Origin of the sequence: Streptomyces sp. NPDC046805, from assembly GCF_040645355.1 — a bacterium.
GTDB lineage: Bacteria > Actinomycetota > Actinomycetes > Streptomycetales > Streptomycetaceae > Streptomyces.
This window is the reverse complement of record NZ_JBEYYC010000007.1, coordinates 206049-231924: the sequence shown is the minus strand read 5'-3', so window position 1 is coordinate 231924 and position 25876 is coordinate 206049. Positions and strand designations below refer to the sequence as shown.

21 protein-coding genes are annotated in these 25876 nt (G+C 72.5%); 11 read left to right on the top strand and 10 right to left on the bottom strand.

Annotated features, from left to right (window positions below):
- Positions 1-19: 19 nt before the first annotated feature.
- The 3 genes from ABZ910_RS10795 to ABZ910_RS10785 all read right to left on the bottom strand — a co-directional run bounded on the left by ABZ910_RS10795 (position 20) and on the right by ABZ910_RS10785 (position 4202).
- Positions 20-1519 (bottom strand): cellulose-binding domain-containing protein, encoded by a 1500-nt coding sequence (locus ABZ910_RS10795; RefSeq protein WP_361361783.1) that lies wholly within the window; start codon positions 1517-1519, stop codon positions 20-22.
- 219 nt (positions 1520-1738) lie between these two features.
- Complete coding sequence (locus ABZ910_RS10790) at positions 1739-3079, bottom strand: radical SAM protein (protein WP_361361781.1); 1341 nt, start codon at positions 3077-3079, stop codon at positions 1739-1741.
- 145 nt (positions 3080-3224) lie between these two features.
- Entirely contained in the window at positions 3225-4202 is a 978-nt protein-coding gene (locus ABZ910_RS10785; RefSeq protein WP_361361825.1) for a hydroxyacid dehydrogenase, read from the bottom strand.
- A gap of 176 nt (positions 4203-4378) precedes the next feature.
- Between ABZ910_RS10785 and ABZ910_RS10780 the strand changes: the two genes are divergently transcribed.
- Together ABZ910_RS10780 and ABZ910_RS10775 are read left to right on the top strand one after the other, a co-directional pair.
- Positions 4379-5641 carry an FAD-binding protein gene (locus ABZ910_RS10780; RefSeq protein WP_361361779.1) on the top strand — a complete coding sequence of 421 codons (1263 nt, stop codon included), beginning with the start codon at positions 4379-4381 and terminating at the stop codon, positions 5639-5641.
- A 29-nt stretch (positions 5642-5670) separates the two neighbouring features.
- The gene (locus tag ABZ910_RS10775) at positions 5671-8565 is read left to right on the top strand and encodes a glycoside hydrolase family 2 TIM barrel-domain containing protein (protein WP_361361777.1); all 2895 of its coding nucleotides are present in this window, start codon (positions 5671-5673) and stop codon (positions 8563-8565) included.
- On the opposite strand, the gene ABZ910_RS10770 is transcribed toward ABZ910_RS10775, so the two are convergent.
- From ABZ910_RS10770 to ABZ910_RS10760, 3 genes are all read right to left on the bottom strand, one after another.
- A complete protein-coding gene (locus ABZ910_RS10770; protein ID WP_361361775.1) occupies positions 8543-9808 on the bottom strand; it encodes an MFS transporter in 1266 nt (421 codons plus the stop codon). The genes ABZ910_RS10775 and ABZ910_RS10770 overlap by 23 nt on opposite strands.
- 149 nt (positions 9809-9957) lie before the next feature.
- Positions 9958-11217, bottom strand: coding sequence for an MFS transporter (locus ABZ910_RS10765; RefSeq protein WP_361361773.1), 1260 nt, complete (start codon positions 11215-11217; stop codon positions 9958-9960).
- Positions 11211-11813 carry a helix-turn-helix domain-containing protein gene (locus tag ABZ910_RS10760; RefSeq protein WP_361361771.1) on the bottom strand — a complete coding sequence of 201 codons (603 nt, stop codon included), beginning with the start codon at positions 11811-11813 and terminating at the stop codon, positions 11211-11213. The genes ABZ910_RS10765 and ABZ910_RS10760 overlap by 7 nt, the downstream gene beginning before the upstream one ends.
- Positions 11814-11973: 160 nt before the next feature.
- On the opposite strand from ABZ910_RS10760, the gene mmuM reads away from it, so the two are divergent.
- Positions 11974-12903, top strand: a complete 930-nt coding sequence (gene mmuM, locus ABZ910_RS10755) for a homocysteine S-methyltransferase (protein WP_361361769.1) — start codon at positions 11974-11976, stop codon at positions 12901-12903.
- Position 12904: 1 nt separating this feature from the next.
- Here mmuM and ABZ910_RS10750 read toward each other — a convergent pair whose 3' ends face one another.
- Complete coding sequence (locus ABZ910_RS10750; protein WP_361361767.1) at positions 12905-14476, bottom strand: carboxylesterase family protein; 1572 nt, start codon at positions 14474-14476, stop codon at positions 12905-12907.
- A gap of 234 nt (positions 14477-14710) precedes the next feature.
- Between ABZ910_RS10750 and ABZ910_RS10745 the strand changes: the two genes are divergently transcribed.
- The 3 genes from ABZ910_RS10745 to ABZ910_RS10735 all read left to right on the top strand — a co-directional run bounded on the left by ABZ910_RS10745 (position 14711) and on the right by ABZ910_RS10735 (position 17156).
- Positions 14711-16051 carry a hypothetical protein gene (locus tag ABZ910_RS10745; protein WP_361361765.1) on the top strand — a complete coding sequence of 447 codons (1341 nt, stop codon included), beginning with the start codon at positions 14711-14713 and terminating at the stop codon, positions 16049-16051.
- Between the two features lie 86 nt (positions 16052-16137).
- Positions 16138-16962: a helix-turn-helix transcriptional regulator gene (locus ABZ910_RS10740; protein ID WP_361361763.1), complete on the top strand. Its 825-nt coding sequence runs from the start codon at positions 16138-16140 to the stop codon at positions 16960-16962.
- Positions 16959-17156 (top strand): DUF397 domain-containing protein, encoded by a 198-nt coding sequence (locus tag ABZ910_RS10735; protein ID WP_361361761.1) that lies wholly within the window; start codon positions 16959-16961, stop codon positions 17154-17156. Before ABZ910_RS10740 ends, ABZ910_RS10735 begins: the two co-directional genes overlap by 4 nt.
- Here the strand turns inward: ABZ910_RS10735 and ABZ910_RS10730 are convergent.
- Positions 17134-17523 carry a hypothetical protein gene (locus ABZ910_RS10730; protein WP_361361759.1) on the bottom strand — a complete coding sequence of 130 codons (390 nt, stop codon included), beginning with the start codon at positions 17521-17523 and terminating at the stop codon, positions 17134-17136. The two genes, ABZ910_RS10735 and ABZ910_RS10730, sit on opposite strands and share 23 nt — an antisense overlap.
- A gap of 84 nt (positions 17524-17607) precedes the next feature.
- On the opposite strand from ABZ910_RS10730, the gene ABZ910_RS10725 reads away from it, so the two are divergent.
- Positions 17608-18015 carry a VOC family protein gene (locus ABZ910_RS10725; RefSeq protein WP_361361757.1) on the top strand — a complete coding sequence of 136 codons (408 nt, stop codon included), beginning with the start codon at positions 17608-17610 and terminating at the stop codon, positions 18013-18015.
- Here ABZ910_RS10725 and ABZ910_RS10720 read toward each other — a convergent pair.
- Positions 17992-18687, bottom strand: a complete 696-nt coding sequence (locus ABZ910_RS10720; RefSeq protein ID WP_361361824.1) for a helix-turn-helix domain-containing protein — start codon at positions 18685-18687, stop codon at positions 17992-17994. The genes ABZ910_RS10725 and ABZ910_RS10720 overlap by 24 nt on opposite strands.
- Before the next feature lie 92 nt (positions 18688-18779).
- On the opposite strand from ABZ910_RS10720, the gene ABZ910_RS10715 reads away from it, so the two are divergent.
- Positions 18780-19646, top strand: coding sequence for an NmrA family transcriptional regulator (locus tag ABZ910_RS10715; protein ID WP_361361755.1), 867 nt, complete (start codon positions 18780-18782; stop codon positions 19644-19646).
- Between the two features lie 125 nt (positions 19647-19771).
- Here ABZ910_RS10715 and ABZ910_RS10710 read toward each other — a convergent pair whose 3' ends face one another.
- On the bottom strand, positions 19772-20953 hold the full coding sequence (locus tag ABZ910_RS10710; protein WP_361361753.1) for a YihY/virulence factor BrkB family protein: 1182 nt from the start codon (positions 20951-20953) through the stop codon (positions 19772-19774).
- Positions 20954-21123: 170 nt separating this feature from the next.
- On the opposite strand from ABZ910_RS10710, the gene ABZ910_RS10705 reads away from it, so the two are divergent.
- From ABZ910_RS10705 to ABZ910_RS10695, 3 genes are all read left to right on the top strand, one after another.
- Positions 21124-22761, top strand: a complete 1638-nt coding sequence (locus ABZ910_RS10705) for an acyl-CoA dehydrogenase family protein (protein ID WP_361361751.1) — start codon at positions 21124-21126, stop codon at positions 22759-22761.
- Positions 22762-23057: 296 nt separating this feature from the next.
- Positions 23058-24341 carry a GAF domain-containing protein gene (locus ABZ910_RS10700; RefSeq protein WP_361361749.1) on the top strand — a complete coding sequence of 428 codons (1284 nt, stop codon included), beginning with the start codon at positions 23058-23060 and terminating at the stop codon, positions 24339-24341.
- A gap of 178 nt (positions 24342-24519) precedes the next feature.
- Positions 24520-25875 (top strand): hypothetical protein, encoded by a 1356-nt coding sequence (locus tag ABZ910_RS10695; RefSeq protein WP_361361747.1) that lies wholly within the window; start codon positions 24520-24522, stop codon positions 25873-25875.
- The last annotated feature ends 1 nt before the right edge of the window (position 25876 follow it).

The window sequence follows — 25876 nt, the reverse complement described above, 5'->3', positions numbered from 1 at the left end:
TCGCCGCGTATCCAACCGATCAACCCGCCGCGCAGCTCGCCCCGTTCAGCGAGAAGGCGTCCGGCGTGGAGTTCCGGTAGCGCTTGGAGCCGATGAAGCCGAAGGAGATCGTGCCGCCCGCGGAGACGGACTTGTCGTAGTCCCGGGGGGTGACGGTGACACGGGAGCCGTACTGGTCGGCGCGTGCGTCCCACATCTGGGTGATCCCCTGGCCGTCGCGGTAGGTCCAGACGAGGGCCCAGTCGGCCAGGGCCCTGCTGGTGGTGATGTCCACGGTGGCCTGGAAGCCGTCGGACCACTCGTCCACCACCTCGTAGTCGACCCGGCAGGTGGGCGCGGCCGCGGTGGCGGGGGCGGCGGGGTGCGACCGGTGGGCGGCCGAGGGGGTGGAGGTGGCCCGGTGGGTCGGGGCGGGCTTCTTGTGGGGTGGCCTGCTCGCGGTGGCCGTCGCGGGCGGACGGGTGGAGGGAGAGGCGGAGGTGGAGAAGGAGACCGAGGGGTGGCCGTTGACGGACGGGAGGGAAGGGCTGGGGTCGGCGACGGGCTGACGGTCGTCGTGGGCGGCGTCGTCGGTGTCCGAGCCGAACGGCATCATCGACACCCCGAGCGCCAGCACCGACAGCAGGACGGCCGCGGCGAGCAGGCTGTTGCGTGCGACGCGGGTCCTGCCCCTGCCGTCCTGCGGCTCCCGGGCCTCCGGGGCGGGCGCGGTCTCGGGGCGGGCCCCGGCCTGGCGCGCCTCGGTGGCCCGGCGGCGGCGTTCGAGATAGGCGAGGCCGCCCCATCCGATCACGCCGCCGGCCAGCGCGGCGGGCAGGCCGCCGCCGTGCAGCCGCAGGCAGGCGGCGGTCTCCGCACATCGCACGCACGTGGCGAGGTGGCGGGAGAGGTCGTCCGGGGTGTCGGCGGCGGCCGAGCGGGTGACCACGTCGAGGAGGCGGGCGTAGCTGCGGCACTCGGCGTCCAGGGGCGTGTCGCGGTGGGCGCGCCCGCAGCGGTCCCGGAACAGGCCGCGGACCTGGTCGAGTTCCTGGGCCAGGGTGGCCGGGTCGAGGCCGAGCCGGCGGGCCACGGTGGTCGGCGGCAGCGCCTCCACGTCGGCCAGCCACAGCAGCGTCGCGTCCGCCTCCTGCATGTCCCTGAGGCCGCGCAGCGCGACCGGGCGCTCCAGGGGCGGCCCGGTGTAGCGGGCGGCCTTGTCGGAGTTGAGCCACAGCCGGAGTTCGGGGTCGAGCTTGTGCCCCAGGCCGCCCTTCTCCCACGCCGTGGCCGTGGCGCGTACGGCGGTCAGCAGCAGGGGGATCACGGGCATCCGGGCCGGACGCCGACCGGTACCGCGCGCGGACGTCCGCTGCGTCGCGCGGACCTCGCCTATGCCGAGCGCGAACGCCTCCGCGGCCAGTTGGTTGGCCGCCAGGGAACCCGCCGTGCACAGGTCGGCGTACGAGAGGACCGCGTCCCAGCACTCGGAGAACAGCGCGGCTTCGGCGGCGTCCTGAGGGGTCGGCAGGTCGGGCATCGGTCTCCTGCATCCACTGCGTGCGCGTGCGAGGTCAACTCACCATGGCAGCAAAGGAGTTGGGGAAACCTCGCGGCAGGGGACGAGCCTTTCACGCCATCGACACAACTGACAAGCGTCGTTCTCGAATCCGGTGACCGGCGGTCGTGCGACCGGTGCCCTCGGTCGCACGACCGCCCCTCGCCCTGACAACTTCCGCGTGCCCGGGGCCACTTGGGGTCACGCCTGAGCGGTCGCCTCCTCGGCCTCCGCCGTCTCCCGTGCCGGAAGGCTGTCCATGAAGGAGCTCACGGAGAAGACCGCGCGGCCGGGTCCGGGCGGGCCGTAGCCGGGGGGCGAGGACAGGCCGAAGTCGTCCATCGTGGCGCGGTAGGCCTCCAGGAGCCGGATGTGGTACTCCAGCGGCGCGCCTTGCGGGTTGGCCTTGCCGAGCGGGGTCGTGGGCTCGGGGCACCAGGTGGTGAAGCGGGGCGTGATGCCGTGCGACATGAAGAAGCGCAGGCCCTCGGTGGTGGAGGCGATGGCCTCGTCGACCGTGGTGAAGCCGAAGGGCTCGGCCATCTCCACGCCCGCCACGAAGTTGGGGATCACGTTGCGCGCGCCGAAGATCTCCGCCGAGTCGAGGATGCGCTTGTGCCACTCGTCGCGGCCGACGTAGCGCTCCTTGCCGGGGCAGTACAGCTCGAACAGCCGCCGGTCCCACACCTCGTAGTTGGGGTGGTAGATCTGCACGCCGTAGTCCTTGAAGCGCTGCACGTCGTCGCGCGGCAGCGCCTGCGCCACGACCTTGCCGATCCAGCGGCCCGGGAAGCGCTCCTCGATGGCCTTGGCGTACTGCCCGTAGAAGTCGGCCTCGTCGCGGCCGCCGACGGTCTTGGTGATCGCGCCGCCGGTGAGGGTGTAGGCGGTGGATGCCTTCTGGGTGTCGTACCGGTCGATGATCTCCAGGGCCTCCAGCACCTCCTCCACGTCCTTGACGCCGGTGTACGGCCGTCCGGCGGCTTTGTGCTGGCGCCAGTTGTGGTTGATGTCGCAGTACTGGCACTCCTCCTTGGCGCCGAAGTACTGGCAGACGCGGAAGACGGTGAGGTAGATCAGGTAGCCCCACTGGATGGTCGGGGCCACCTCCATCACGGACTTCCCGTTGGAGAGGGTGTGCCGGTAGTACTCCGGCATGGGCGGCACGCCGACGTCGGCGATCCGCTTGCCGTCGAGATAGAGCCCGAGCAGCCCCTCGTCGTCGGCGGCGACGCGGTACGGCGAGGCCGGGTTCACCCGCACGGAGACGACGGTGCGGCGCAGGTCGTACGGCCCACCGGTCAGGATGATCTCCTCCGGCGGGCGCCTGAGCGCGGCCTCGCCCAGCTCGGGCAGGGTGCCGTGGTCGAAGGAGAAGATGAAGTACGACTTCGGCTTGACCTCGCCGCCCTCGTTGTCCGACAGCGCGGACGCGTCGAAGGCGACCCCGCCCCTGAGCAGGTCCTCCTTGAAGACGGCTTCCCGGGGTACGTGCGGGAATCGCTCCATCAGATCCTCGACCAGCGCGGTGCGGCTGCCCATCCCGTATCTCCTCCCGGCTTCGGTGTTCGACTCCTCACGGTATGCCCAGGCCTGCGCGTTCGCCGTACCGGGTCCCCTCGTGGCGCGCGCTGTGTCGCGCGCGGCGGCATCGCGCCCGACCCGGACACGGCTACGGCCGCGCCCCTCACGCGGCCCGGTCGAGCCCCGTGTGGTCGACCGCGTACCGCAGTTCCTCGCCCGCCAGCAGCCGTGCGGCTTCCTCCGCCACGGTGCGGCCGAGGCGGGCCAGTTCGTTGCCCTGGGAGCCGGCGAGGTGCGGGGTGACGAAGGCGCCCGGCAGGTCGAGGAGCGGCGAGTCGACGGGGAGCGGTTCGGGGTCGGTGACGTCGAGGACGGCGGTCAGGCGGCCGGTGCGCAGCTCCTCGATCAGCGCGTCGTGGTCGAGGAGGGCGCCGCGCGCGGTGTTGACGAGCACCGATCCGGTCGGCATCAGGGCGAGTTCGCGGGCGCCGATGAGGCCTCGGGTCCGCGGGGTGAGGGGGGCGTGCAGGGTGACGACGTCCGAGGTGCGCAGCAGGTCGTCCAGCGGCAGCAGGGGTACGCCGAGACGGGCGGCCTCGGCCGCGTCGACGTACGGGTCGGTGAGGCTCACCGCCAGGTCGTACGGGCGCAGCAGCTCGATGAGACGGCGGCCGATGCGGGAGGCGCCGATGACGCCCACGCGGCGGCCGTGGTTTCCGAGGCCCGGGATGATGCCGCCGTAGGGGAAGGGACGGCGGGCGCGGAGCCGGTCGCGGGAGACGAGGGCGTCCTTGCCGGTGAGCAGGATCATGGCGAGGGTGTACTCGGCGACGGGCAGAGCGTTGGCGGCGGCCGCCGAGGACACCGCGATGCCGCGCTGCCACACCTCGGGGGTCGTGAACTCCTTGACCGACCCGGCGGCGTGCAGCACCGCCCGCAGCCCGGGCGCCGCGTCCAGGGCCGCCGCGTCGAGGCGGGGGCAGCCCCAGCCGGTGACGAGGATCTCGGCGCGGGCGAGGGCCGCCCGGACCCGCGGGTCGCTGAAGTCCTCGGCCACCAGGGCGGGATCGACGTCCACGCTCGCACGCAGCGACGCGAGCACCTCCGGCGGGAAGAGGTGCGGAACATTGCGGGCGGTCATGGCGAACAGCGCCCTGGGGCGCTCGGGCGACGTCTTGGGCAATGTCTCGGGCAAGAGAGCGACCTTCCGACTCACCGGCGCGGGGACGGCAATAGCGCTCCACGGTAGGTCGGCGGATGAGAGGCTCGAAAGACCCCCGAGCAGGGCACGGACAGGCACAGGGAGGGACGGCAGGGATGGCGGAGACGGTCACCAACTGGGCGCGCAACATCACCTATGCGGCCAAGGAGTTCCAGCGTCCGAGTTCGGTGGAGGCGCTGCGGCGCCTGGTGGCCGAGAGCGCCAAGGTGCGGGTGCTGGGCAGCGGGCACTCCTTCAACGAGATCGCCGACCCGGGCGCCGACGGCCTTCTGCTGTCGCTCGCCGACCTGCCGCCCGTGATCGACGTGGACACCACGGCCCGTACGGTGCGGGTCGCGGGCGGCGTCCGGTACGCGCAGTTGGCCGCCGCGGTCCACGCCCGCGGCCTGGCGCTGGCCAACATGGCCTCTCTGCCGCACATCTCGGTGGCCGGTTCGGTGGCGACCGGCACCCATGGTTCGGGGGTCGGGAACGCGCCGCTGGCCGCGGCGGTGCGCGAGGTGCGGCTGGTCACGGCGGACGGCTCGACGGTGACGATCGCGCGGGGCGAGGAGGGGTTCGACGGCGCCGTGACGTCGCTCGGCGCGCTCGGTGTGATCGTCGAGCTCACCCTCGACCTGGAGCCGTCGTACGAGGTCGAGCAGCACGTGTTCACCGAGCTCTCGCGCTTCGGTCGACTCCCCTACGACGGACCTGACTTCGCGGCGGTGGCCAGGTCGGCGTACAGCGTCAGCCTGTTCACCGACTGGCGGGACCCGGGCTTCCGGCTGGCGTGGCTCAAGCGCCGCACCGACCAGCCGTCGGTGGACTTCCCGTGGGCCGCGCCCGCCACCGAGGCGATGCATCCGGTGCCGGGGATGCCCGCGATCAACTGCACCGAGCAGCTGGGGATGCCGGGTCCGTGGCACGAGCGACTGCCGCACTTCCGGGCCGAGTTCACGCCGAGCAACGGGGCCGAGCTGCAGTCCGAGTACCTGCTGCCGTGGTCGTCAGCCGTCGACGCACTGCACGCGCTCGACGGCATCCGGGCCGTGGTCGCGCCCGTGCTGCAGACCTGCGAGGTGCGTACGGTCGCCGCCGACCGGCAGTGGCTCAGTCCCGCCCACGACCGGGACTCGGTGGCGCTGCACTTCACCTGGGTCGAGGACCCGGGGGCGGTGCTGCCGGTGGTGCGCAGGGTCGAGGAGGTGCTGGACGCCTTCGCGCCGCGCCCGCACTGGGGCAAGGTGTTCACCCTGCCGGCGTCCGTGCTCCGTCGGCGGTACACACGCATCGACGACTTTCTCAGCCTGGCTCAATCCCTCGACCCCACCGGGAAGTTCACCAACGCCTTCGTACGGGACGCACTGGACAGCTGACCGACTGGACACCCGACCAGAGGAGAGCGATGTCTTTCCGCAGCAGCACCACGGCCACCGACTACGTCGAGGACTTTTCCCCGGGCTCCGGACTGCTCCCGCCCCGCGCCTGGTACGCCTCCTCCGACGCCAAATCCCTCTCGCTGAGCGGGCTTTGGAATTTTCGCCTTTCGGCGACGGCCGACGCCGAGGACGACGCGTTCGCCGAGCCGGGGTACGACGCGGGCGGCTGGGCGGAGGTCTCGGTCCCCGGCCACTGGGTCCTGCAGGGCGCCGGACGCTTCGGATCGCCCGCCTACACCAACCATCTCTACCCCTTCCCGGTCGACCCGCCGCGGGTGCCGACCGAGAACCCCACCGGCGACCACCTGCGGCTCTTCGACCTGCCGGAGGACTGGCCCGGCCCTGCCGAGGGCGGCGACGCCGTGCTCCGCTTCGACGGCGTGGAGTCCTGCGCCCGCGTATGGCTCAACGGCACACCCCTCGGCGAGTTCAAGGGATCGCGCCTGCCGCACGAGTTCGCGGTCGGCCACCTTCTCAGGCCCGGCGGCAACGTCCTGGCCGTCCGCGTCCACCAGTGGTCGTCAGGCTCGTATCTCGAGGACCAGGACCAGTGGTGGCTGCCGGGCATCTTCCGTGACGTCACCCTGCTGCACCGCCCGGCGGGCGCGGTCGGCGACTTCTTCGTGCATGCCGGCTACGACCATGTCACGGGCGAGGGGACGCTGCGCGTCGTCTCCGACGTGGCCGGGCGGGTCACGGTGCCGGAGCTCGGCGTCGACGTGGCGACCGGTGAGCCGCTGACGGTCCCGGTCGAGCCGTGGACCGCGGAGACACCCCGGCTGTACGACGCCTGCCTCGCGACCGAGGGCGAACGGGTGCCGCTCCGCATCGGCTTCCGTACGGTCGAGTTGGCGGACGGCCTGATCAAGGTGAACGGCAAGCCGGTCCTCTTCAAGGGTGTCAACCGCCACGAGTGGCACCCGGAGAGGGGGCGCGCCCTCGACCTGGAGACGATGCGCGAGGACGTGCTGCTGATGAAGCGGCACAACGTCAACGCCGTCCGCACCTCCCACTACCCGCCGCACCCCGCCTTCCTCTCCCTCTGCGACGAGCTGGGCCTGTGGGTGATCGACGAGTGCGATCTGGAGACCCACGGCTTCGGCCAACAGAGCTGGCGTGACAACCCCGTCGACGACGCGCGCTGGACCCCGGCCCTGCTCGACCGTGCTGCCCGGATGGTCGAACGCGACAAGAACCACCCGTCCGTCGTCCTCTGGTCCCTCGGCAACGAGGCGGGCACCGGCCGCGGCCTCACCGCGATGGCCGAGTGGATCCACGGCCGGGACCCCTCCCGGCTCGTGCACTACGAGGGGGACGTCAACTGCCGGGACACGGACGTGTACTCACGGATGTACGCGGACCACGCCGAGACCAAGCTGATCGGCCGGGGCCTGGACGGCGGACCCCGGAAGCGCCGCGAACTCCCCTTCCTCCTGTGCGAGTACGGCCACGCCATGGGTAACGGCCCCGGCGGCATCGCCGACTACCAGCGCCTCTTCACGTCGTACGACCGGCTCCAGGGCGGCTTCATCTGGGAGTGGATCGACCACGGCATCAAGGACGAGCGGTACGGATTCGCGTACGGCGGCGACTTCGGCGAGGAGCTGCACGACGGCAACTTCGTCTGCGACGGGCTGCTGTTCCCGGACCGGCGGCCGTCCCCGGGGCTGGCCGAGTACAAGAAGGTGATCGAACCGATCCGGATCGAGGGTGACGGGGCCGAGGGCACCGTGCGCATCACCAACGGGCACGACTTCGCCGGCCTGTCCGCGCTCGCCTTCGAGTGGTCGTACCAGGTGGAGGGCGAAACGGTCGGGACCGGCCCCCTGCCGGTACCGGAGTTGGCCCCCGGCGAGACGGCCGACGTCAAGCTGCCGGAGCCACCGGCGGCCGGGAGCGGTGAGGTCCACTGGACGGTACGCGCCCTGCTGGCGGCCGACACCGCGTGGGGGCCGAAGGGGCACGAGGTCGCCTGGGGCCAGATCCCCGTCTCCGTCAGGGAGTTGCCGTCCGTCGCCGCGACGGAAGAGCCCCTGCCGGGCGCGCGGTTGATCACCCTCGGCCCGGGCGCCTTCGACGCTTGTACGGGTGCGCTCCGGGCGATCGGCGGCGTGGAGGTCACCGGCCTGCGGCTGGACGTGTGGCGGGCCACCACCGACAACGACGACGGCGCGACCTGGCGGCGCGACAGCAGGTCCGGCCCGCTCTGGCGCGAGCTGGGCCTGCACCGCATGCGGCACCGCCTCGACGGGGTGCGGGTGAGCGGCGACGCGCTGACGGTACGCACCCGGGTGGCGCCCGCCGCACGAGCGCTGGGCCTGGCGGCGGTCTATCGCTGGACCTCGGACGGCACCCACCTGCGGCTGACGGTGTCGGTGGCACCCGAGGGCGACTGGACGGTGCCGCTGCCCCGGCTCGGCATCCGCTTCGGGCTGACGGGCTCCGACCGGGTGAGCTGGTTCGGCGGCGGTCCCGGAGAGGCCTACCCGGACACCAAGTCGGCGGCACTGCTGGCTCGTTGGGATGCCTCGGTCGACGAACTGCAGACGCCGTACGTCCGGCCGCAGGAGAACGGCGCCCGTGCCGACGTCCGTTGGGCGGAGATCGGAGGGCTGCGCATCGAGGGCGACCCGGAGTTCTGGTTCACCGCCCGGCGCTGGAGCACCGAGCAGCTGGACGCCGCGACGCACCGCACCGACCTCACGCCGGGCGACACGGTGTGGGTCAACCTCGACCACGGCCAGCACGGCATCGGCTCCCAGTCCTGCGGTCCGGGCCCGCTGCCCCAGTACCACCTGCGGGCCGAACCGGCCGAGTTCTCTTTCGTGTTCTCGGAACTCAGGAGCGGCGGATCGGCGTGAGCAGCGCCGCCATCGCGACCAGGACGCAGGCACCGCCCGCGACCGCGCCGACCGGCGCCGTCCCCTGCCGTTCGGCCGCCCAGGTGAGGGTGGCCGCGCCGACGGGGGCCGCGGCGTACTGGAGGGTCCAGAAGGCGGAGGTGACCCGTCCCAGGAGGTGTTCCGGAGTGACCTCCTGGCGCTGGGACATGGAGCAGGTGCCCGCCATGCCGCCGCAGCCCAGGAAGGCCGCGCTCAGCACGGCCACGGCGGGCACGTCACGCACCCAGCCCAGACCGGCGAAGGCCACGCCGCACACGGCGACCGAGGCGATCCACGTCGGGCCGAAGCCGAGCCGCCTGCGGACGGGGGCCACGAGGAGGGAACCGGCGATGACGCCGAGGGCGCCCGCCCCCATGACGGTGCCGACGGTGCCGTCGCCGTGGCCGAGGTCGTGCTTGAGGTGGTAGATCACCAGGTCGGTCAGGCCGAGGGTGAGGAAGCTGAACACGAAGAGGAGGATGGTCAGGGAGCGCAGCACCGGGTGCCGTACGAGGAAGGACACGCCCGTGCGCAGGTCCTGCCACAGGCTCGTGTCCTTGGGGCGTTCGTCCGCTCCGGCGCGCTCCCGGAGCCGTACGAAGCACATGCACGCGGCCGACACGGCGAAGCTCGCCGCGTCCGCGGCCACCGCGGTGGCCGGTCCCGACCAGGCCGCCACCAGGCCCGCGCACAGCGGTCCCAGGACGCCGGCTGCGGCCGCCGTCGCGTTCAACCGGCCGTTGGCCTCGACCAGTTGGCCGGTCCCGACCAGGCCGCGCACAACGGTGACGTAACCGACGGCGAACAGCATGCCGACGGCCTCGCACAGCGGGAGCACCGTGTACAGGAGCCAGATGCGCGGGCCGAACAGCCACACCAGCGGGATCAGCCCGTACAGCACCATGCGGACCAGGTCGCAGGCGATCAGCAGCCTGCGACGGTCCACCCGGTCCACCAGCGCCCCGGCGAACACCGCCGCCAGCACCGAGGCCGCGCCGCCCACCGCCGTCAGCAGTCCCATGCGCGCGAGCGAGCCGGTGGCCTGGAGCACCAGCAGGGGCAGGGCGATCAGGGCGAAGGAGTCCCCGAGCACGGAGAGGGTCTGGGCGACCCAGAAGATCCCGAAGTCGCGCTGCCGCCACAGGGCGCGCTCGGCGGACCCGCCCGAACCGCCCGCCGCTCCGGTACGCGCCTCTTCACCGCGCCCCGCTTTGTACGTCATGCGTCTCCTCCCCCATGGCGCCGCAACCGTATTGTTTTCGCAGGACGTCGGGGTACTCGGCAACCCGATATCGACTGGCTGGGATCGACTGGCCGGCCGCACGTCGAACGGCGAGCGGCGAGCGGCGAGCGGCGAGCGGCGAAGCGAGGTCAGTCCGCCTGCGTGGCCGCCGCACCCACGGAGCGGATGCGCGGGATGGGGGACGCCAGCAGCCACACCAGTGACAGGGCTCCGCCCACCGCGGCCACGGTGATGGTCGGGCGGAGGCCGATGAACGTGGCGAGGGCGCCGCCGGCGAGCGCGCCCAGGGGCCGGGTGCCGTAGTTGACCGTGTTGTAGGCGCCCGCGACGCGGCTGCGCAGACCGTCCGGGACGACCGACGCCTCAAGGGAGTTGAGGTTGATGTCGAAGAGCATCACGCCGACGGAGGAGAGGAACTCCACCGCCGCCAGCACCCCGGCCCGCGCCCAGAGCGGCCCACCGGCGACCCACAGCAGCGCGAGCGGCGCCGGGTACAGGACGGCGCCGACGGCCACGCTACGCCCCACGCCGATCAGCCGGGAGATCGCCGGCGCCGACACCGCGCCCAGGAGTCCCCCGGTCGCGCCCACGCCGAACGCCAGCCCGATCTCGCCCGGGGCCAGGCCGAGTTGGCGGTCGGCGAACAGCACGAGCAGGCCGGTGCCGGTGAGGAAGGTGAAGAAGTTCACCGTCGCCGAGCAGGCGAGGCCGGCCCGCAGAACCGGGTTCCGTACGACGAAGGCCAGGCCCTGTGCCGCGCAGCGCAGCAGCGAGGGGGCACTGGGGCCGTCGGTGGCGGGCCTCGGTTCGTCGACACGGGCGCGGCCGACGAGCAGCGCCGACGCCAGGAAGGACACCGCGTCGACGGCCACGGCGACGGGCGCCGTCAGCAACTGGACCAGCCCGCCGCCGAGGGCGGGCCCGGCGACGAAGGAGGCCGAACGACTCACGCTGAGCTTGCTGTTGGCGTCGACGTACGACGAGGGCGGCACGAGGCGCGCGAAGAACGACTGGTTGGCCGTACTGAACACCACCGCTGCCAGCCCGGTCACCAGCGCCACCGCGTACAGCTGCCCGAGCGTCACCGCGTCGAACAGCGCGGCGACCGGCAGGGTCAGCAGCACACCGGCGCGCACCAAGTCGGCGGCGACCATCAACGCCCGCTTGCCGGGGCGGCCGTCGACCCAGGCGCCGAGGAGCAGGCCGACGAAGTTGGGGGCCCACGCGAGCGCGGTCAGGAGGGCGACCTGATGCGCGGAGGCGTGCAGCGCGCCCACCGCGACCAGGGGCACGGCGAGTTCGGAGACGCGGTCGCCGAACTGGGAGACGGTCTGCCCCATCCAGTAGCGGACGAAGCGGCGCTCCCGCCGCAGCGAACCGCTCAACACGACGCGTCCCCGTCGCCGCCCTCGGCCCCTTCCGGCAGCGCGTACATCAGCATCCGCACGCCCCGGCTGCCGGGCGGCCGTTCGGCCGCGTCCCGGGTGACATAGGGCATGAAGAGTTCCTCCATCGCCTCCTGCAGCGCGGCCAGTTCCTCCACCGACACCACGATCCGCGTGTTGGCCAGGCCCGCGTTCCGGGTCCACTCCGCTTCGAGGCCGGGCTCGGTATCGGTCAGCCAGCGCAGCGGCAGCTCGGCGGTCCGCGCGATCACCTCGCCGGACAGCACCCGGGCCGCCGCCCGCCCGTCCTCGTCCTCCGGCACCTCGACGCGCCAGCCCCGCGCCACCGCCGCCCAGCGCCGCTCCCGCCGGTCCGTCGCCCCCTCGGCATCACGGACCAGCCCGAAGCCCGCGAGATGCCGCAGGTGCCAGCTGGTCACGGAGGGGGTGGCGCCGACGTGCGGGGAGAGCTGGGTGGCGGTGGCGGGACCGTAGCGCTGCAGCCGCTCCAGAACGGCGAGCCGCACGGGATGCGCGAGCGCGCGCATGACCTTGGGGTCGCTGATCTCCAGGTCGCCGAAGCGATTGCCTGTCGTCATGACGTGAGAGTGTCCTCTCGCAATATGTGAGAGTCAACTATCAGAATTACAAAGGCCGTTGTGACCACCTAGACTGGAGGCTTCGCAGGTGTCATGTGCCACCCGCCTGCCCAGGGCCCGCGTCGGGGCTCGACCGGGCCGGGTCGGTTAGCGTCGTGTCATGGTCAGCAGCAGTTCATCCGCGCTCGCCGAAGCGCTCGCCGCCCAGGTGGTCGTGCTCGACGGCGGGCTGTCCAACCAGCTCGAGGCCGCCGGTCATGATCTGAGCGACGCGCTGTGGTCGGCGCGGTTGCTCGCCGAGCGGCCCGAGGCGGTCGTCGAGGCGCACCTCGCCTACTTCAGGGCGGGGGCGGACATGGCGACCACGGCCAGTTATCAGGCCACGTTCGAAGGTTTCGCGCGGCGCGGGATCGGGCGCGCGGAGGCGGGCCGACTGCTCGTGCTGAGCGTGGAGTTGGCGCGGGAAGCGGTGCGGCGGGCGCGGGGCGAGGGGATCGGGCGGCCGTTGTGGGTGGCGGCGTCGGCGGGGCCGTACGGGGCGATGCTCGCGGACGGCTCCGAGTACCGCGGCCGGTACGGGCTGAGCGTGGCCGAGCTGGAGCGCTTCCACCGGCCGCGCCTCGAGGTGCTGGCCGGGGCCGCGCCGGACGTGCTGGCCCTGGAGACCGTCCCGGACACCGACGAGGCTGCGGCGCTGCTGCGGGCGGTGCGCGGACTCGGCGTGCCCGCGTGGCTGTCGTACACCGTCGACGGCGACCGCACGCGCGCCGGGCAGCCGCTGGAGGAGGCCTTCGCCCTGGTCGCCGACGCGGACGAGGTGATCGCGGTCGGCGTGAACTGCTGCGCCCCCGAGGACGCGTACCACGCGATCGAGACCGCCGCACGGGTCACCGGTAAGCCGGTCGTCGTCTATCCGAACAGCGGTGAGTCCTGGGACGCCGGGGCGCGCGCCTGGGACGGGCACCCCACCTTCGCCGCCGAGGCGGCCGGCTCCTGGCGGGACGCGGGCGCCCGGCTGATCGGCGGCTGTTGCCGGGTGGGGCCCGGGACGATCGCGTCGATCGCCCGGACGCTCAGCCGTCCCCGGTGACTCAGCGGCGTCGCACGGTCACCGACCGGCGCAGGCGGCGTACGGTGGCCGCCAGTTCGGCGCCGCGCACGTGCGTCCCGTTGAGGGGGACCACCGGCTCGCGGGCGGGTTCGGCGAGGGTCCACAGGGCGAGTTCGGCGTCCCGTGGGCCGTGGGCGGTGTGTGTCGGGCCGTCGCCGAAGACGCGGACCGGGTGGCTGTCGTCCCAGGACTGCCAGCCGGGGTCACCGGTGGCGGCGAAGCGCACCCAGGCCGCGTGCATCTCGTCGCACAGCTCCTGCGGGCCGCCCTCGCCCGCCAGCTTGCGCGACTCGGGGGCGTCGCCGGTATCGAAGACGAAGCCCAGCTCCAGCGCGTGGCAGGCGCCCAGGTCGGGCAGGTTGGACGGCCAGGCGAACTCGTAGAGGTACGACGATCCCGGCCGGGCCCCGGCCAGCCGGTGCAGCGGGATGCGCAGCAGGTGGTCGGTGACCATCTGGCCGACGATCTCGGAGGTGCCGGCGTGCGGGCGCAGGACACGGTAGCCGCGCGGCACCTCGTGGCCGCAGTGACAACGGGCCATCGCCCCGGCGTACGCCACCGGACCGAGCCGGTCGACGTGCTCGACCAGGCCGCCCGGGACCAGCCACAGGCGGTACTCGTCGCGCGTCCAGCCCATGAGCAGGTCGACGCCCGGCGCCGCGTCCCCCGCCAGCAGGGCGGCCAGCGGGTCGCGCGGGACGACGTCGCCGTCGACGACGACGCCGAACGCGGGGCCGCCCAGGACCGGGCTGCTCAGCCGGCCCACCTCGCCCTGGGTGCGCAGCAGCAGGTCGCGGTCGACGGCGGCGAAGGCCTCCGCGGTGGCGGGGACCTTGAGCCGGGTCGCCATACGGCGCACCATCCGCCGTACCCGGTCGCGCTCGGAGACCTCCGGCGCCCCGCTCTGCAGGACCGCCCGCCGGACCAGCCCCTGTGCCTGGGGCGCGGCGATCAGGGAGCCGACGCTGATCGCACCGGCCGACTGGCCGGCCAGGGTGATCCGGTCGGGGTCGCCGCCGAAGGCCGCGATCGACTCGTGCACCCACTGCAGCGCGGCCAGCTGGTCACGCAGTCCGGCGTTCGCGGGCGCGTCCGGGAACAGTCCGTAACCCTCCACACCCAGCCGGTAGTTCACGGAGACGAGGACGACGCCGTCCCGGGCGAAGGCGTGCCCGTCGTACACCGGAACCGCCGACGATCCCCTGGTCAGGGCGCCGCCGTGCAGCCACACCAGGACGGGGAGCCGGGCGGCGGGGCCCGGCTCGGGGGTCCACACGTTCAGGTTGAGGCAGTCGTCGCCGGGCACGGACGGGTCGGACAGGTAGTGCTCGAAGGCGTCCGAATACGGCGGTTTCGGCGCCGTGGGCCCGAAGACTCCCGCGTCGCGCACGCCGTCCCAGGGCGCGGCCGGCTCCGGCGGCAGGAACCGGCGGGGCCCGAAGGGAGGGGCCGCGTACGGGATGCCGCGGAACACGGCGACCCCGCGCTCGTATCTGCCACGTATCGCCCCGTTCGGCGTGTTGACCACGGGGCCCGCCTGGTCTGCCGTCATCCGCCCACCAGCTCCTCCCACCGCGCAACCACCCCGGCATGACCGCACCGGTATGAACAGAGCACCACAGCGCGCGCGGGTATTCCGGCGGGGGAGGCCTACGCAGGGCCGTTCGAGCGATGTTCGATTCACGGCCGCGCTCTACTCACCTCGATGGGCCCCGTTGATCCACCAGAGCAACGTCACTGATATACGGGGTGCGTACATGACACCCGACAGGGAAAGGCAGGGGACATGTCCCGCAGCCTGAAACCGTACGCAGCGGCCCTCGCCGCGCTCGCCTTCGTCTTCGCCGCGGCCGCTCCGGCCACCTCGGCTCCCGACATCTCCCCCGGTGACCCCGACACCTCCTTCGGCGTCAACGGCAGGACCACGACCGACTTCGGGGCCACACCCTCCGAGCCCGAGATCGGGAACGACCTCGTGCGCGGTCCGAACGGCGAGCTGTACGTCATCGGGCGTCGTGGCGTCAACGTCGTCCTGGCCGGGGGCGAGTCGTCATTCGGCCTGGCCAAGTACACCCCGGACGGGCACCTGGACACGAGCTTCGGGAAAGGGGGGTTGGTGACCACCGACTTCGGCGACGGTGTCGGCGTCGGCCGGGCCCTGCTCCTCCTGCCGGACGGCAAGCTCATCGCCGGAGGCTTCACCCAGCGCGAGCAGATCGCCGACGTCGCCCTCGCCAAGTACAACCCCGACGGCAGCCTCGACACGAGCTTCGGCGACGGCGGGAAGGTTCGTACGGACCTGAGCGGCGGCCTCGGCGACGGGATTCGCGGGCTCGCCCTGACGAAGGACGGGAAGATCCTGGCGGCCGGCGCCTCCGGGCCCGACTCCTTCGTCGCCCGCTACCTCCCCGACGGACACCTGGACCCCACGTTCGGCAACGGCGGTGTGGCCAAGACGGACTTCGGCCTCGGCGACCACCTCTTCGCCCTGGACGAGCTCCCCGACGGCAAGATCATCGGTGCAGGCACCTCGAACGGCGACTTCCTGCTCGCCCGCTTCAACCCCGACGGCACCCTGGACACGTCCTTCGGCCAGGGCGGGTCCGTGCACACCGACATGAGCGGACAGAACGACCTCGCGTTCGGCTTCGCACACACGGCGGACGGCTACCTCATCACCGGCGCGGCCAACGCTCCCGACCCCTTCGGCGCGACCGGCCCCATCCGCACCGCGGTCGCCCGCTACCACACCGACGGCACCCTGGACACGAGCTTCGGCGGCGACGGGAAGGTCACGACGGACGTCGACCCGGTGACCGCCGACGAGGGACGCGAGGTCGCCGTCGACAGCCAGGGGCGGGTCGTCGTCGCCGGCCTCACTGGCGAGGTCTCCGCCTTCCCGCTCGACCCCACGGCCGGCGACATGCTCGTAACCCGCTACCGCCCCGACGGCACCCTGGACACCAGCTTCGGCGGCGGCGACGGCATCTCGACCGTCGATTTCAACGGCGGCGCGGATGCGGCGCGCGGCCTGGTCCTCACCGGGAACGACGACATCATCGTCGGCGGAGGAGCGGTCCAGAACGCCCCATACTCCGACTTCGCGCTGGCGAAGCTCCACGGCTGAATTTCCGCGTTCACGCGGCAAGAGTCACGCTCCGTGCCCATGATGAGAACAGAACGTAGGCGCACGGGTGGGGAGTTCTCGACCGCATGGGCACGACGCGACGGACACGGAGGAACGCCTCGGCGATGAAGATGGTGGGCGCACTGCTCGCCCTTCATCGCGAGGCCGCCGGATACACGCAGAGGTCACTGGGCGAACTGTTCGTCGTCGGCGAGCAGCAGATCGCGTCCATCGAGCAGGGCAGACGCCCACTGAAACCGGACCTCGCCGAGCACCTCGACGAACTCCTCGACACGAAGGGGGCGTTGTCGGTCGCGTTGAGCAGGATGCCGGAGGTGGATCTGGTTCCGTTGTGGGCGGAGGAGTACCTGGACTGTGAGCGGGAGGCGATCACGATCTCCTGGTACGAGAGCCTCCTGGTCCCTGGCCTCCTCCAGACCGAGGCTTACGCGCGAGCGGTGTTCCGCAGCCGTGTTCCGGTCTACGACGAGGACGAGATCGAGCAGTTGGTGGCGGCGCGCATCGAGCGGCAGGAGATCCTGCACCGCAAGGTGCCGCCGTCCACGAGCTTCGTGATCTGGGAGGCGGCCCTGCAGGACCACCTGGGCGGGAGGGAGGTGTACGCCGAGCAGGTGCGGCACCTGCGGGAGTGCGCCGCGACGCCCGGGATCGCTGTGCAGGTCCTGCCGTTGGGACGCAGCTCGCACGCGGGGCTTGAAGGCCCCTTCATCCTGCTGGAAACCCCGGACTACCAACGACTCGCGTACAGCGAGACCCAGCGCGGCAGCACCTTGATCGCCAATCCCGACGAGGTGGGGATCCTTGCCCAGAAGTATGCGATGCTGCGAACGCAGGCCCTCAACGCCGAAGACACACGAGACCTGTTGGATCGTCTTCTGGGAGAGCAATGAACGACACCGCGCACGCGTGGTTCAAGTCGAGCTACAGCAGTGGCGAGGGCGGCGCCTGCGTCGAAGTGGCCGCCCACCCGGCTGCCATCCACATCCGCGACTCCAAGACCCCCACCGCCCCCCACCTCACCATCACCCCGTCGGCCTGGAGGGCCTTCCTGAACGGGGAGTTCAGCGCCCGAACAGGGTCTTGAATCCTCGCTTGGGCGGCTCGGGAGGTTCCTTCCCCTTGATCTCCTCTTCCGCCCGAACCAACTCGCCGATGCCCACGCGGAAGTGCAACTCGTCGTAGCGGTACTTCACTTGCACGAGCCACGTCCCGTCGTGCATGCGGAACACACTCCGGCGCGGCCGACCTCCGGGATTGAGCCGCCGAGCTATGCATTGCGGAACATGACTGTCGGCAAGTTCCTCGGCCTTCGACTCTGCCGCCCGCTTGCCCCCGTCGACATGATGGCCCGCCACCAGTTGCCAGCGATGCTGGAGAAAACTGGAGTCTCCGGTCCACTCGCGTTCTTCGGTGTCCTCTTCGATGAAGACGTACCAGGAATCAGCAGCCACACCACACGAGCGTAGGGGCTGCGCCCGAACAGCGCGTCCGATTCGTTCAAGACCAGGCACCCGCGCCGAGCCTACCGTGACCGCATGACTCCACGATTCGCAGTGATCGGCGTGGTGGCCTCCGAGCTGGCCGCCTCGCTCGCCTTCTACCGCCGCCTCGGGCTCGTCTTTCCGGAGGGAGCCGAGGAACAGCCGCATGTCGAGGCGGAGTTGCCCGGTGGGCTGATCCTCGCGCTCGACACCGAGGAGACCGTCCGCTCCTTCCACGCCGGGTGGCGACCCCCGGCCCCAGGTGGCCGTGTCTCGCTCGCCTTCCGGTGCGGATCACCCGCCGAAGTGGACTCCGTGTACGAGGAGATGGTGGGCGCGGGGTACCACGGGGAGCTCAAGCCGTGGGACGCCTTCTGGGGGCAGCGGTACGCCACCGTGCACGACCCCGACGGCAACGGCGTCGATCTGTTCGCGCCGCTAGCGGCCGGTGGCGCCGAGTAGCCGGCCCAGGGGGATGCCCGCCAACTCCCGTACGTCTCTGGAGAGATGGAACTGGTCCGCGTACCCGGCCCGGATCGCCGTCTCCGCGAGCGGGAGGCCGGACCGGGCCGGCGCGAGCGCTCGCTGCAGGCGGAGGATGCGGGCCAGGGTCTTGGGGCCGTAGCCGAAGGCCGACAGACAGCGGCGGTGCAACCGGCGGGTGCCGAGGCCCAGTTCGTCGGCGGTGGCGGCCACCGGGCGACCTGCCTCCAGGGCCGCGACCAGGCGGTGCAGGAGCGGGTCGAGTGCCATCGGCGCCCGCTCCAGGGCGATCTCCTCCAGTGCCGTCGCCGGGTCGGCCGCCGCGTCCACGCGTGCGCGCAGGCGTCGTACCTCGCCCACGGGCCAGAGGTCGGACAACTCCACGCGGCGGTCGCGCAGCTCGTACGCCGGTACGCCCAGGAAGGCGGGCGCGGTGCCGGGGTGGAAGCGGACGCCCGCCCAGCGGCGGGGTCGGCCTTCGGGGACGTACGGGCGGGTGTCCGGGCCCGCGACCAGCAGGCGTCCCTCGCTCCACAGCAGGTCCATGCAACCGTCGGGCAGTACGGGGCGGGCGGCGGGATCCTCCCGGGGCTCAGGCGTGCGACGCCACACCGCCGCGCCGGTCAGCCGGGACGCCCGCTCCTCGTACACGTACGCCAGGCTACGCGGCTGTCGGCGTCGCACTGCCCCGACCGTGAGGACTGTGATGGCTGCTCGCCGGGCGACGCAGTTCACTGGGTGGTATGACACGGCATACGCAGATTGTGCAGAGGCAGAACGCGCAGCAGCAGAGCATGACGGTCGTGGTGACGGGCGCGTCCGGGCGTACGGGCAGCCGGGTGGCCGCCGCTGCGCGCGCGGCGGGGCTGACGGTACGGGAGGCGTCCCGGGCGCGCGGCTTCGACTGGCACGACCGGTCGACGTGGACGGACGCGCTGCGGGGCGCCGACGCGGCGTACCTGGTGTACCCCTCGGACGTGGGCGCTCCGGACGCGGCGCTCGCGGTGGGGCTGCTCGCGCACGAGGCGGTCCGGCTCGGCGTGTGGCGGCTGGTGCTGCTGTCGACGCGGGGCGAGCAGTCGGCCCGGCCCACCGAGGAGGCGCTCCGCGAGTCGGCCGCGGACTGGACGGTCGTACGGGCCGCGTGGTTCGCGCAGAACTTCAGCGAGGGTCCGCTGGCGGCGGAGCTGCGGGAGCGCGGGGAGCTGGTGCTCCCGGCCGGGGAGGTACGCGAGCCGTTCGTCGACGTGCGGGACGTCGCGGACGTGGTGGTGGCCACGCTCGCGCCGGACGACCGGTACATCGGGCAAGCGGTGGCGGTGTCCGGTCCCCGGCTGCTGACCTTCGGGGAGGCGGTCGCGGCGATCGCGGAGGCGACGGGGCGGGAACTGGCGTACCGGCCGGTGTCGACGCGGGAGTACGGCGAGCGGCTGGCCGGGGCCGGGATGCCGCCCGAGGAGGTCGCGTTCCGCATCGAGCAGTTCGAGTCGCTGCTCGACGGGCGGAACGCGTACCTGGAGGACGGGGTGCGGCTGGTGCTCGACCGCGAGCCGCGGGACTTCGCGGACTACGCGCGGGAGGCCGCGACGGCGGGGGTGTGGCGGGTGTAGCGGTGGCGAGGGGGACGCTACGGGGGCGGTGACAGTCCGCTCGCCCCGCCGGCCCCCTCACCTGTGGGACACCCTCATATGCCGGGCCCCCTCACTTGCGGGTCCCTCTCACATGTGGGACACGCTCACTTGTCGGACGGCGTCTCGCCGCCGCTGCCGTTGCGCGCGTGGCCGTCGCCCTTCTCCTTGTGCGTGTGGTGCGAGCTCTTCGCATGCGTACGGAGCCGGCCCGCCACGTCGTCCGGCGGCAGGAAGCGGGACCAGCGCTCGGGGAACTCGGCGGGCATGTCCGACTCGCCGGCCTCGCTGTCGCGGACCACGCTGGTGCGGGACACGTACTCGGCGACCCGGACCTCGATCAGCCGCTCGTGCTCGGCACGGGCCACGGCCGTGGCGGCGGCGGGCCAGACCCGGTCGATGGCGGCGTTCATCGCGGCGCCGACGAGCACCGCGAACGCGGACACACCGATCCACAGCAGTACGGCGACGGCGGCGGCCAGAGAGCCGTAGATCGTGGCGCCCTCGATGGTGCCCGTCAGATAGAGGCGCAGCAGGAAGCTGCCCAGCACCCACATGGCCAGCGCGACCAGGGAGCCGGGCACGTCCTCGATCCACGGGGAGCGGACGGGGACGGACACGTGGTACAGCGTCGTCAGGAAGACGACGGACAGGACGAGCACCACGGGCCAGTACAGGACCTGCACCAGCGTCTCCGACCACGGCAGGAAACGTACGACCGCGTCCGGGCCCGCGACCATCAGCGGCAGCGCCACCGAGCCGATCAGCAGCGCCACGATGAACAGCAGGAACGACATGAGCCGGGTCTTGACGATGCCCCGCACGCCGTCGAGGCCGTACATCACGGTGATGGTGTCTATGAAGACGTTCACCGCGCGGGAGCCCGACCACAGGGCGAACAGGAAGCCGATGGAGATGACGTCGGGACGGCCGCCCTTCACCACGTCGTTCAGGATGGGCTCCGCGATCTCCTTGACGCCCTTGTCGGACAGGACGGTGCGGGACGCCTCCAGGAGGTTGGTCTCCAGACTGTGGATGGTGTCGGCGCCGGTCCAGGCGTCGACGTAACCGAGCAGTCCGATGAGGCTCAGCAACAGGGGCGGCACCGACAGCAGCGTGAAGAACGCGGCCTCGGCGGCGAGACCCAGGATGCGGTACTCCATGCAGGAGTCGACGGTGTCCTTGATCAGCAGCCAGGCGGTCCTGCGTTTGGAGACGTTGCGATAGAGGGCTCGCGCCCGGTGGAGGCGTCCTGAGTGGGGTTCGGGGATGTCACTTGCTGGCTGCACGACCTAAAGGTATCCGTCGCACCCCATTGCCCTCATCTTCCGGGGTATCCACCTGATCTTCCGGCCCGTCCACCCTGCCCCACCTGGTGCTCTGTGGAGAAAGAGGCGCCCGGGACCGTCTCCGTGGCAGTGTGGTGCCCCCCGCCGCCGCTCCGGGTAAGTTCGCAGACATGGCAGGCACTCCTACCCACACCGTGACGAACCAGCCCCCGCCGCTGGTCGGATACGACGTCTTCTCCGCCGACCGGGCCCTGGTGGAGGCGGTCGAACGGCACACCGATCCGGCTCTGCTCGACGAGGTGCGCGACGAGTTGTCCGCGTTCGGCCGGGCCACGGGGTCGGCGCAGGTACAGGAATGGGCGGTGCAGGCGAACGAGAACCCGCCCCGGCTGCGCACCCACGACCGCTACGGCAACCGCGTCGACGAGGTCGAGTTCCACCCCGCCTGGCACCGGCTGCTCGGCAAGGGGGTCTCGGCGGGCCTGACGACGGCCTGGGTGCGTCCGGCCGGCCATGTGCGGCGTGCGGCCGGGTTCCTGGTCTGGACGCAGGCCGAGGCCGGCACCGGCTGTCCGCTGTCGATGACCCACGCGGCCGTGCCCGCCCTGCGCGCCGATCCGGCGCTCGCCGCGGAGTGGGAGCCGCGGCTGACGTCCACCATCTACGACCGCGATCTGCGGCCCGCGCACCTGAAGGCGGGAGCGGTCTTCGGGATGGGCATGACGGAGAAGCAGGGCGGCAGCGACGTACGCGCGAACACGACGGCGGCGCGGCCGCTCGCCGAGGAGGGGACGTACGAGCTGACGGGGCACAAGTGGTTCTGCTCGGCGCCGATGTCGGACGGTTTCCTGGTGCTGGCGCAGGCGCCGGAGGGGCTGAGCTGCTTCCTCGTGCCGCGGGTGCTGGAGGACGGCACGCGCAACACGTTCCTCATCCAGCGGCTCAAGGACAAGCTGGGCAACCGGTCGAACGCCTCCAGCGAGGTCGAGTTCGACGGAACCTGGGCGCGCCGGGTCGGCGAGGAGGGGCGCGGGGTGCGGACCATCCTGGAGATGGTCACCGCGACGCGGCTGGACTGCGTGCTCGGTTCGGCCGGGCTGATGCGGCAGGCGGTGGCGCAGGCGATCCACCACTGCACCCACCGGGAGGCGTTCGGCGGCAAGTTGATCGACAAGCCGCTGATGCGCAACGTCCTGGCCGACCTCGCGCTGGAGTCGGAGGCGGCGACCGCGCTCGCGCTGCGGCTCGCGGCGGCCTACGACGACGGCGGCGAGCAGGAGCGGGCGCTGCTGCGGCTCGCGGTGCCGGCCGCCAAGTACTGGGTGACCAAGCGGTGTACGCCGGTGACGGTGGAGGCGGCGGAGTGCCTGGGCGGCAACGGTTACGTCGAGGAGTCGGGCCTGCCCCGGCTGGTGCGCGAGTCGCCGCTCAACTCGATCTGGGAGGGCGCCGGGAACGTCCAGGCGCTGGACGTGCTGCGGGCGCTGCAGCGCGAGCCGGGGGCCTTCGACGCCTTCCTGCTGGAGGTCGGCCGGGTGCGCGGCGCCGACCACCGGCTGGACGGGGCGGTCAAGAACCTGCTGACCGAACTCGGCGAGCTGGAGGGCGTCGAGGGACGTGCGCGACGGCTCGTGGAACGGATGGCGCTGGTGCTCCAGGGCTCACTGCTGGTGCGTCACGCCCCGCCGGAGGTCGCCGACGCGTTCTGCGCGTCCCGCCTGGGCGGCGACTGGGGCTCGTCCTTCGGCACGCTGCCTCCCACCCTGGACCTGGCGTCGGTGGTGGAACGCGCACGCCCGCTGCCTTGAGCAGTACGGGGGTGGTGCTGCGCCGACACGGCACCACCCCCGCATCTCGGGGCCGCTCAAGGCCACGAACGCCGCTCGCGGCGGCGCGGCTCAAGTCTCAGACACCCCGCGTCGGACCACCAGGGTTGCAAGGGGTTGCAACAAGTTGGCTTCTGTGTGCGGAGGGTGTCCTTCCGGCGCGGGCAAACGGCACCATGAGACGGACAAACGGCATCACGATACGAAACAGTCGGACCGGAAACCGCCACCCGAACGGCTTGCCGCCCTGTTTCGAACGCCTTCCGGGAGGACCTCAAGTGGCGCACCCGCCGATGAACGTGGCCCACCTCGCCGCCGCCGACGTGGCCGAGGCGGCACGCCTGCTCAGCGATGTCCGCGAGGCCACGCTCGCCGGACAGCGCGGGCGGATCGAGCCGCGTCCGGTGATCCGGCAGTCGTGGGGGCGGATGCTGCGCAGCGGCGTCGACCCGGACCGCGACGTCAGGTCGGGGCTGCTCAGCGCGGACGAGGTGCGGCGCAGGCGGGAGGAGTCACCGTTGCGGCACGTCCTGCCGCTGCTGCGGGAGGGGCTGCTCGCGGTCGCGGACATCGCCCACCACATCATGGTGGTCGCGGACGAGGACGGCCGGGTGCTGTGGCGTGAGGGCAGTGCGTCCGTGCTCCGCAAGGCCGACCAGTTGGGGTTCGAACCCGGCGCCGACTGGCGGGAGGACGTCGTCGGCACCAACGGGGTGGGCACGCCGGCCGTGGTGCGCCGGCCCGTCCAGGTCTTCGCCGCCGAGCACTTCGTCCGCTCGCACACCTCGTGGACCTGCACCGGCGCCCCGATCACCGATCCCCGCGGCGGCCGGCTGATCGGCGTGGTGGACGTCAGCGGACCGCTGGAGACGATGCACCCGGCCACGCTCGCCTGGGTCGACTCGGTGGCCAAACTCGCCGAGGCACGGCTGCGGGAGCTGCACCAGGACTCCCTGGAGCGGCTGCGCGCGGTGGCGGCGCCGGTGCTCGCCCGGCTGGAGGGGCGCGCCCTGGTCGTGGACGGCGACGGCTGGACGGCGGCGGTCACGGGGATGCCGTACACCCGGCGGGTCGCGCTGCCCAAGTCACCGGTGCCGGGCCGCCGATGGCTGCCGGCGCTCGGGCTGTGCTCCGTGGAGCCGCTGGCCGACGGCTGGCTCGTGCGGGCGGCCGCCGAACCGGTGCCGTCCGCGGCCACCCGCGTCGTGCTGGACCTGACGCAGCCGCGCCGCTGGTCGGTGTCGGTCGCCGGCTGCGCCGGCTCCTGGTCGCACGAACTCAGCCCGCGGCACGCCGAGTTGCTCTATCTGCTGGCCCTGCACCGCTCCGGCCTCAGCGCGGCGGGCCTGGCCGGGGACATGTTCGGCGACCCGACCCGCACGGTGACGGTGCGCGCCGAGATGTCGCGGGTACGGCGATATCTCGGGGCGTTCCTGCGGCACCGGCCGTACCGATTCGACGAGGACGCGGAGGTCGAGGTGCTGCTGCCCGACGATCCGCGCGACCTGCTGCCCCACTCGACGGCCCCGGCGGTGGCCGCGGCCCGCGCGACGGGCCGCTGACCAGGGGGCAGTCCCGGGGGGATATTCCGGGGGCATTACGGAGGTATCTTCCGCATATTTGCCTGGTCTTGGACACGTGCCGCGTCCCGCTGCCGTAGCATCCCGTACGGGCGTCCTCACCTGCTCCTCGGTCAACGTTCGGACCATCAGGCGCAGTTGGCCTGCCTCGGGAGGAACTGTGAAGCATCGCGGCAGACATCGACGGCGCAGACGAGGTCAGGCGGTGCGCGCGGTCCTGGCCGGCACCGCCCTCGCCCTCACCGCGGTCGCCACCATGATCAGCGCCTCCCAGGCCACGGTCGCCGCCGACCCGGGCGCCCTGAAGCCGCTGACCTCCCCCGCCGCGACCGGACAACTGCGGCTCCAGGAGCACCTGGTGGCGCAGCGCTCACTCGACCGGCTCGCCTCCGCGATGGGGCGTCCGGTCGGGGTCGACGCCGTCCTGACGAGCGCCGACCGGACCCTGCGCGACGCGGCCGACTGCGCCGCCGCCGACCGCAGGTCGCTGCCCGTCGCACCCGCCGCCGCGCACGCGTACTGCTGGGACCGCGCCGACGCCACCGCGGCGGACTGGCGCCCGGTGTCGGTGACCACGTCCGGGGACGCTGACGACGACGGCCTGTGGGGCCAGAACCGCGTGATCCTGGCGGGCTGGGCCCACAGCGCCACGACCGGCCCCACTACCGAGCGAGGACTGGCCCGCGTGGCCTTCGTGAACGCGGCCGACCCCGCGCACCCCGCCTACCGGTGGGTGCTCCTCGCCGTCCCCACCGCCGACGGCCGCGGCTACCGCGGTCTCGTCTCACACGTCTCCGGCATGGTCTGGTACCAGGACAAGCTGCTGGTCACCGCGGCCGCCGGGGATTCCGCCGCCCTCTACGTCTACGACCTCAACCGCATCCAGCGCACCACGGCCGACCGCACGGCGATCGGCCGCGTGCCCGGCGGCTGGTCGGCCGACGGCTACCGCTACGTGATGCCCGCGGTCGGCACCTACCGCCTTCCCGGCGGCGCACGCTGCGCCCGCGCCGGGACCCCCTGCCCCGGCAGCCTCTCCCTCGACCGCGGTTCCGTGCCGGACAGCCTGGTCGTGGCCGAGGGGACCCCGGCGGGTGGCGACGGCCCCGCGCGCCTGTGGCGCTACCCCTTCAGCAAGAACCCCGCGCGCGAGGGCCTGCTCGCCACCGACGCGGCTGGGCGCGTCGCGCCGGTCGAGGCGTACCGGACACAGGCGGCCGGCATCCGCGGAGTGCTGGCGTACCGCCCGGCCGGGACGGGACGGTCCACCTGGTACGTCAGCACCGCACCCGGCGCCTCGTACCGCCACAGCGCCCTGTACCGCCACGGCACCCTCTGGCGCCAGGACACGACCGGCGCGACGTCCGCGCGCTGCGGCCCGGAGTCGACCCGCCACTGCTGGACGGAGGGCGTCGGCTCCCTGTCGTACTGGCAGGAGACCGGCGAGGTGTGGTCGGTCACGGACCGGATGCTGTTCTCGCTGCCCCTGGCCACCCTCGACAGGTCGACGCGCTAGC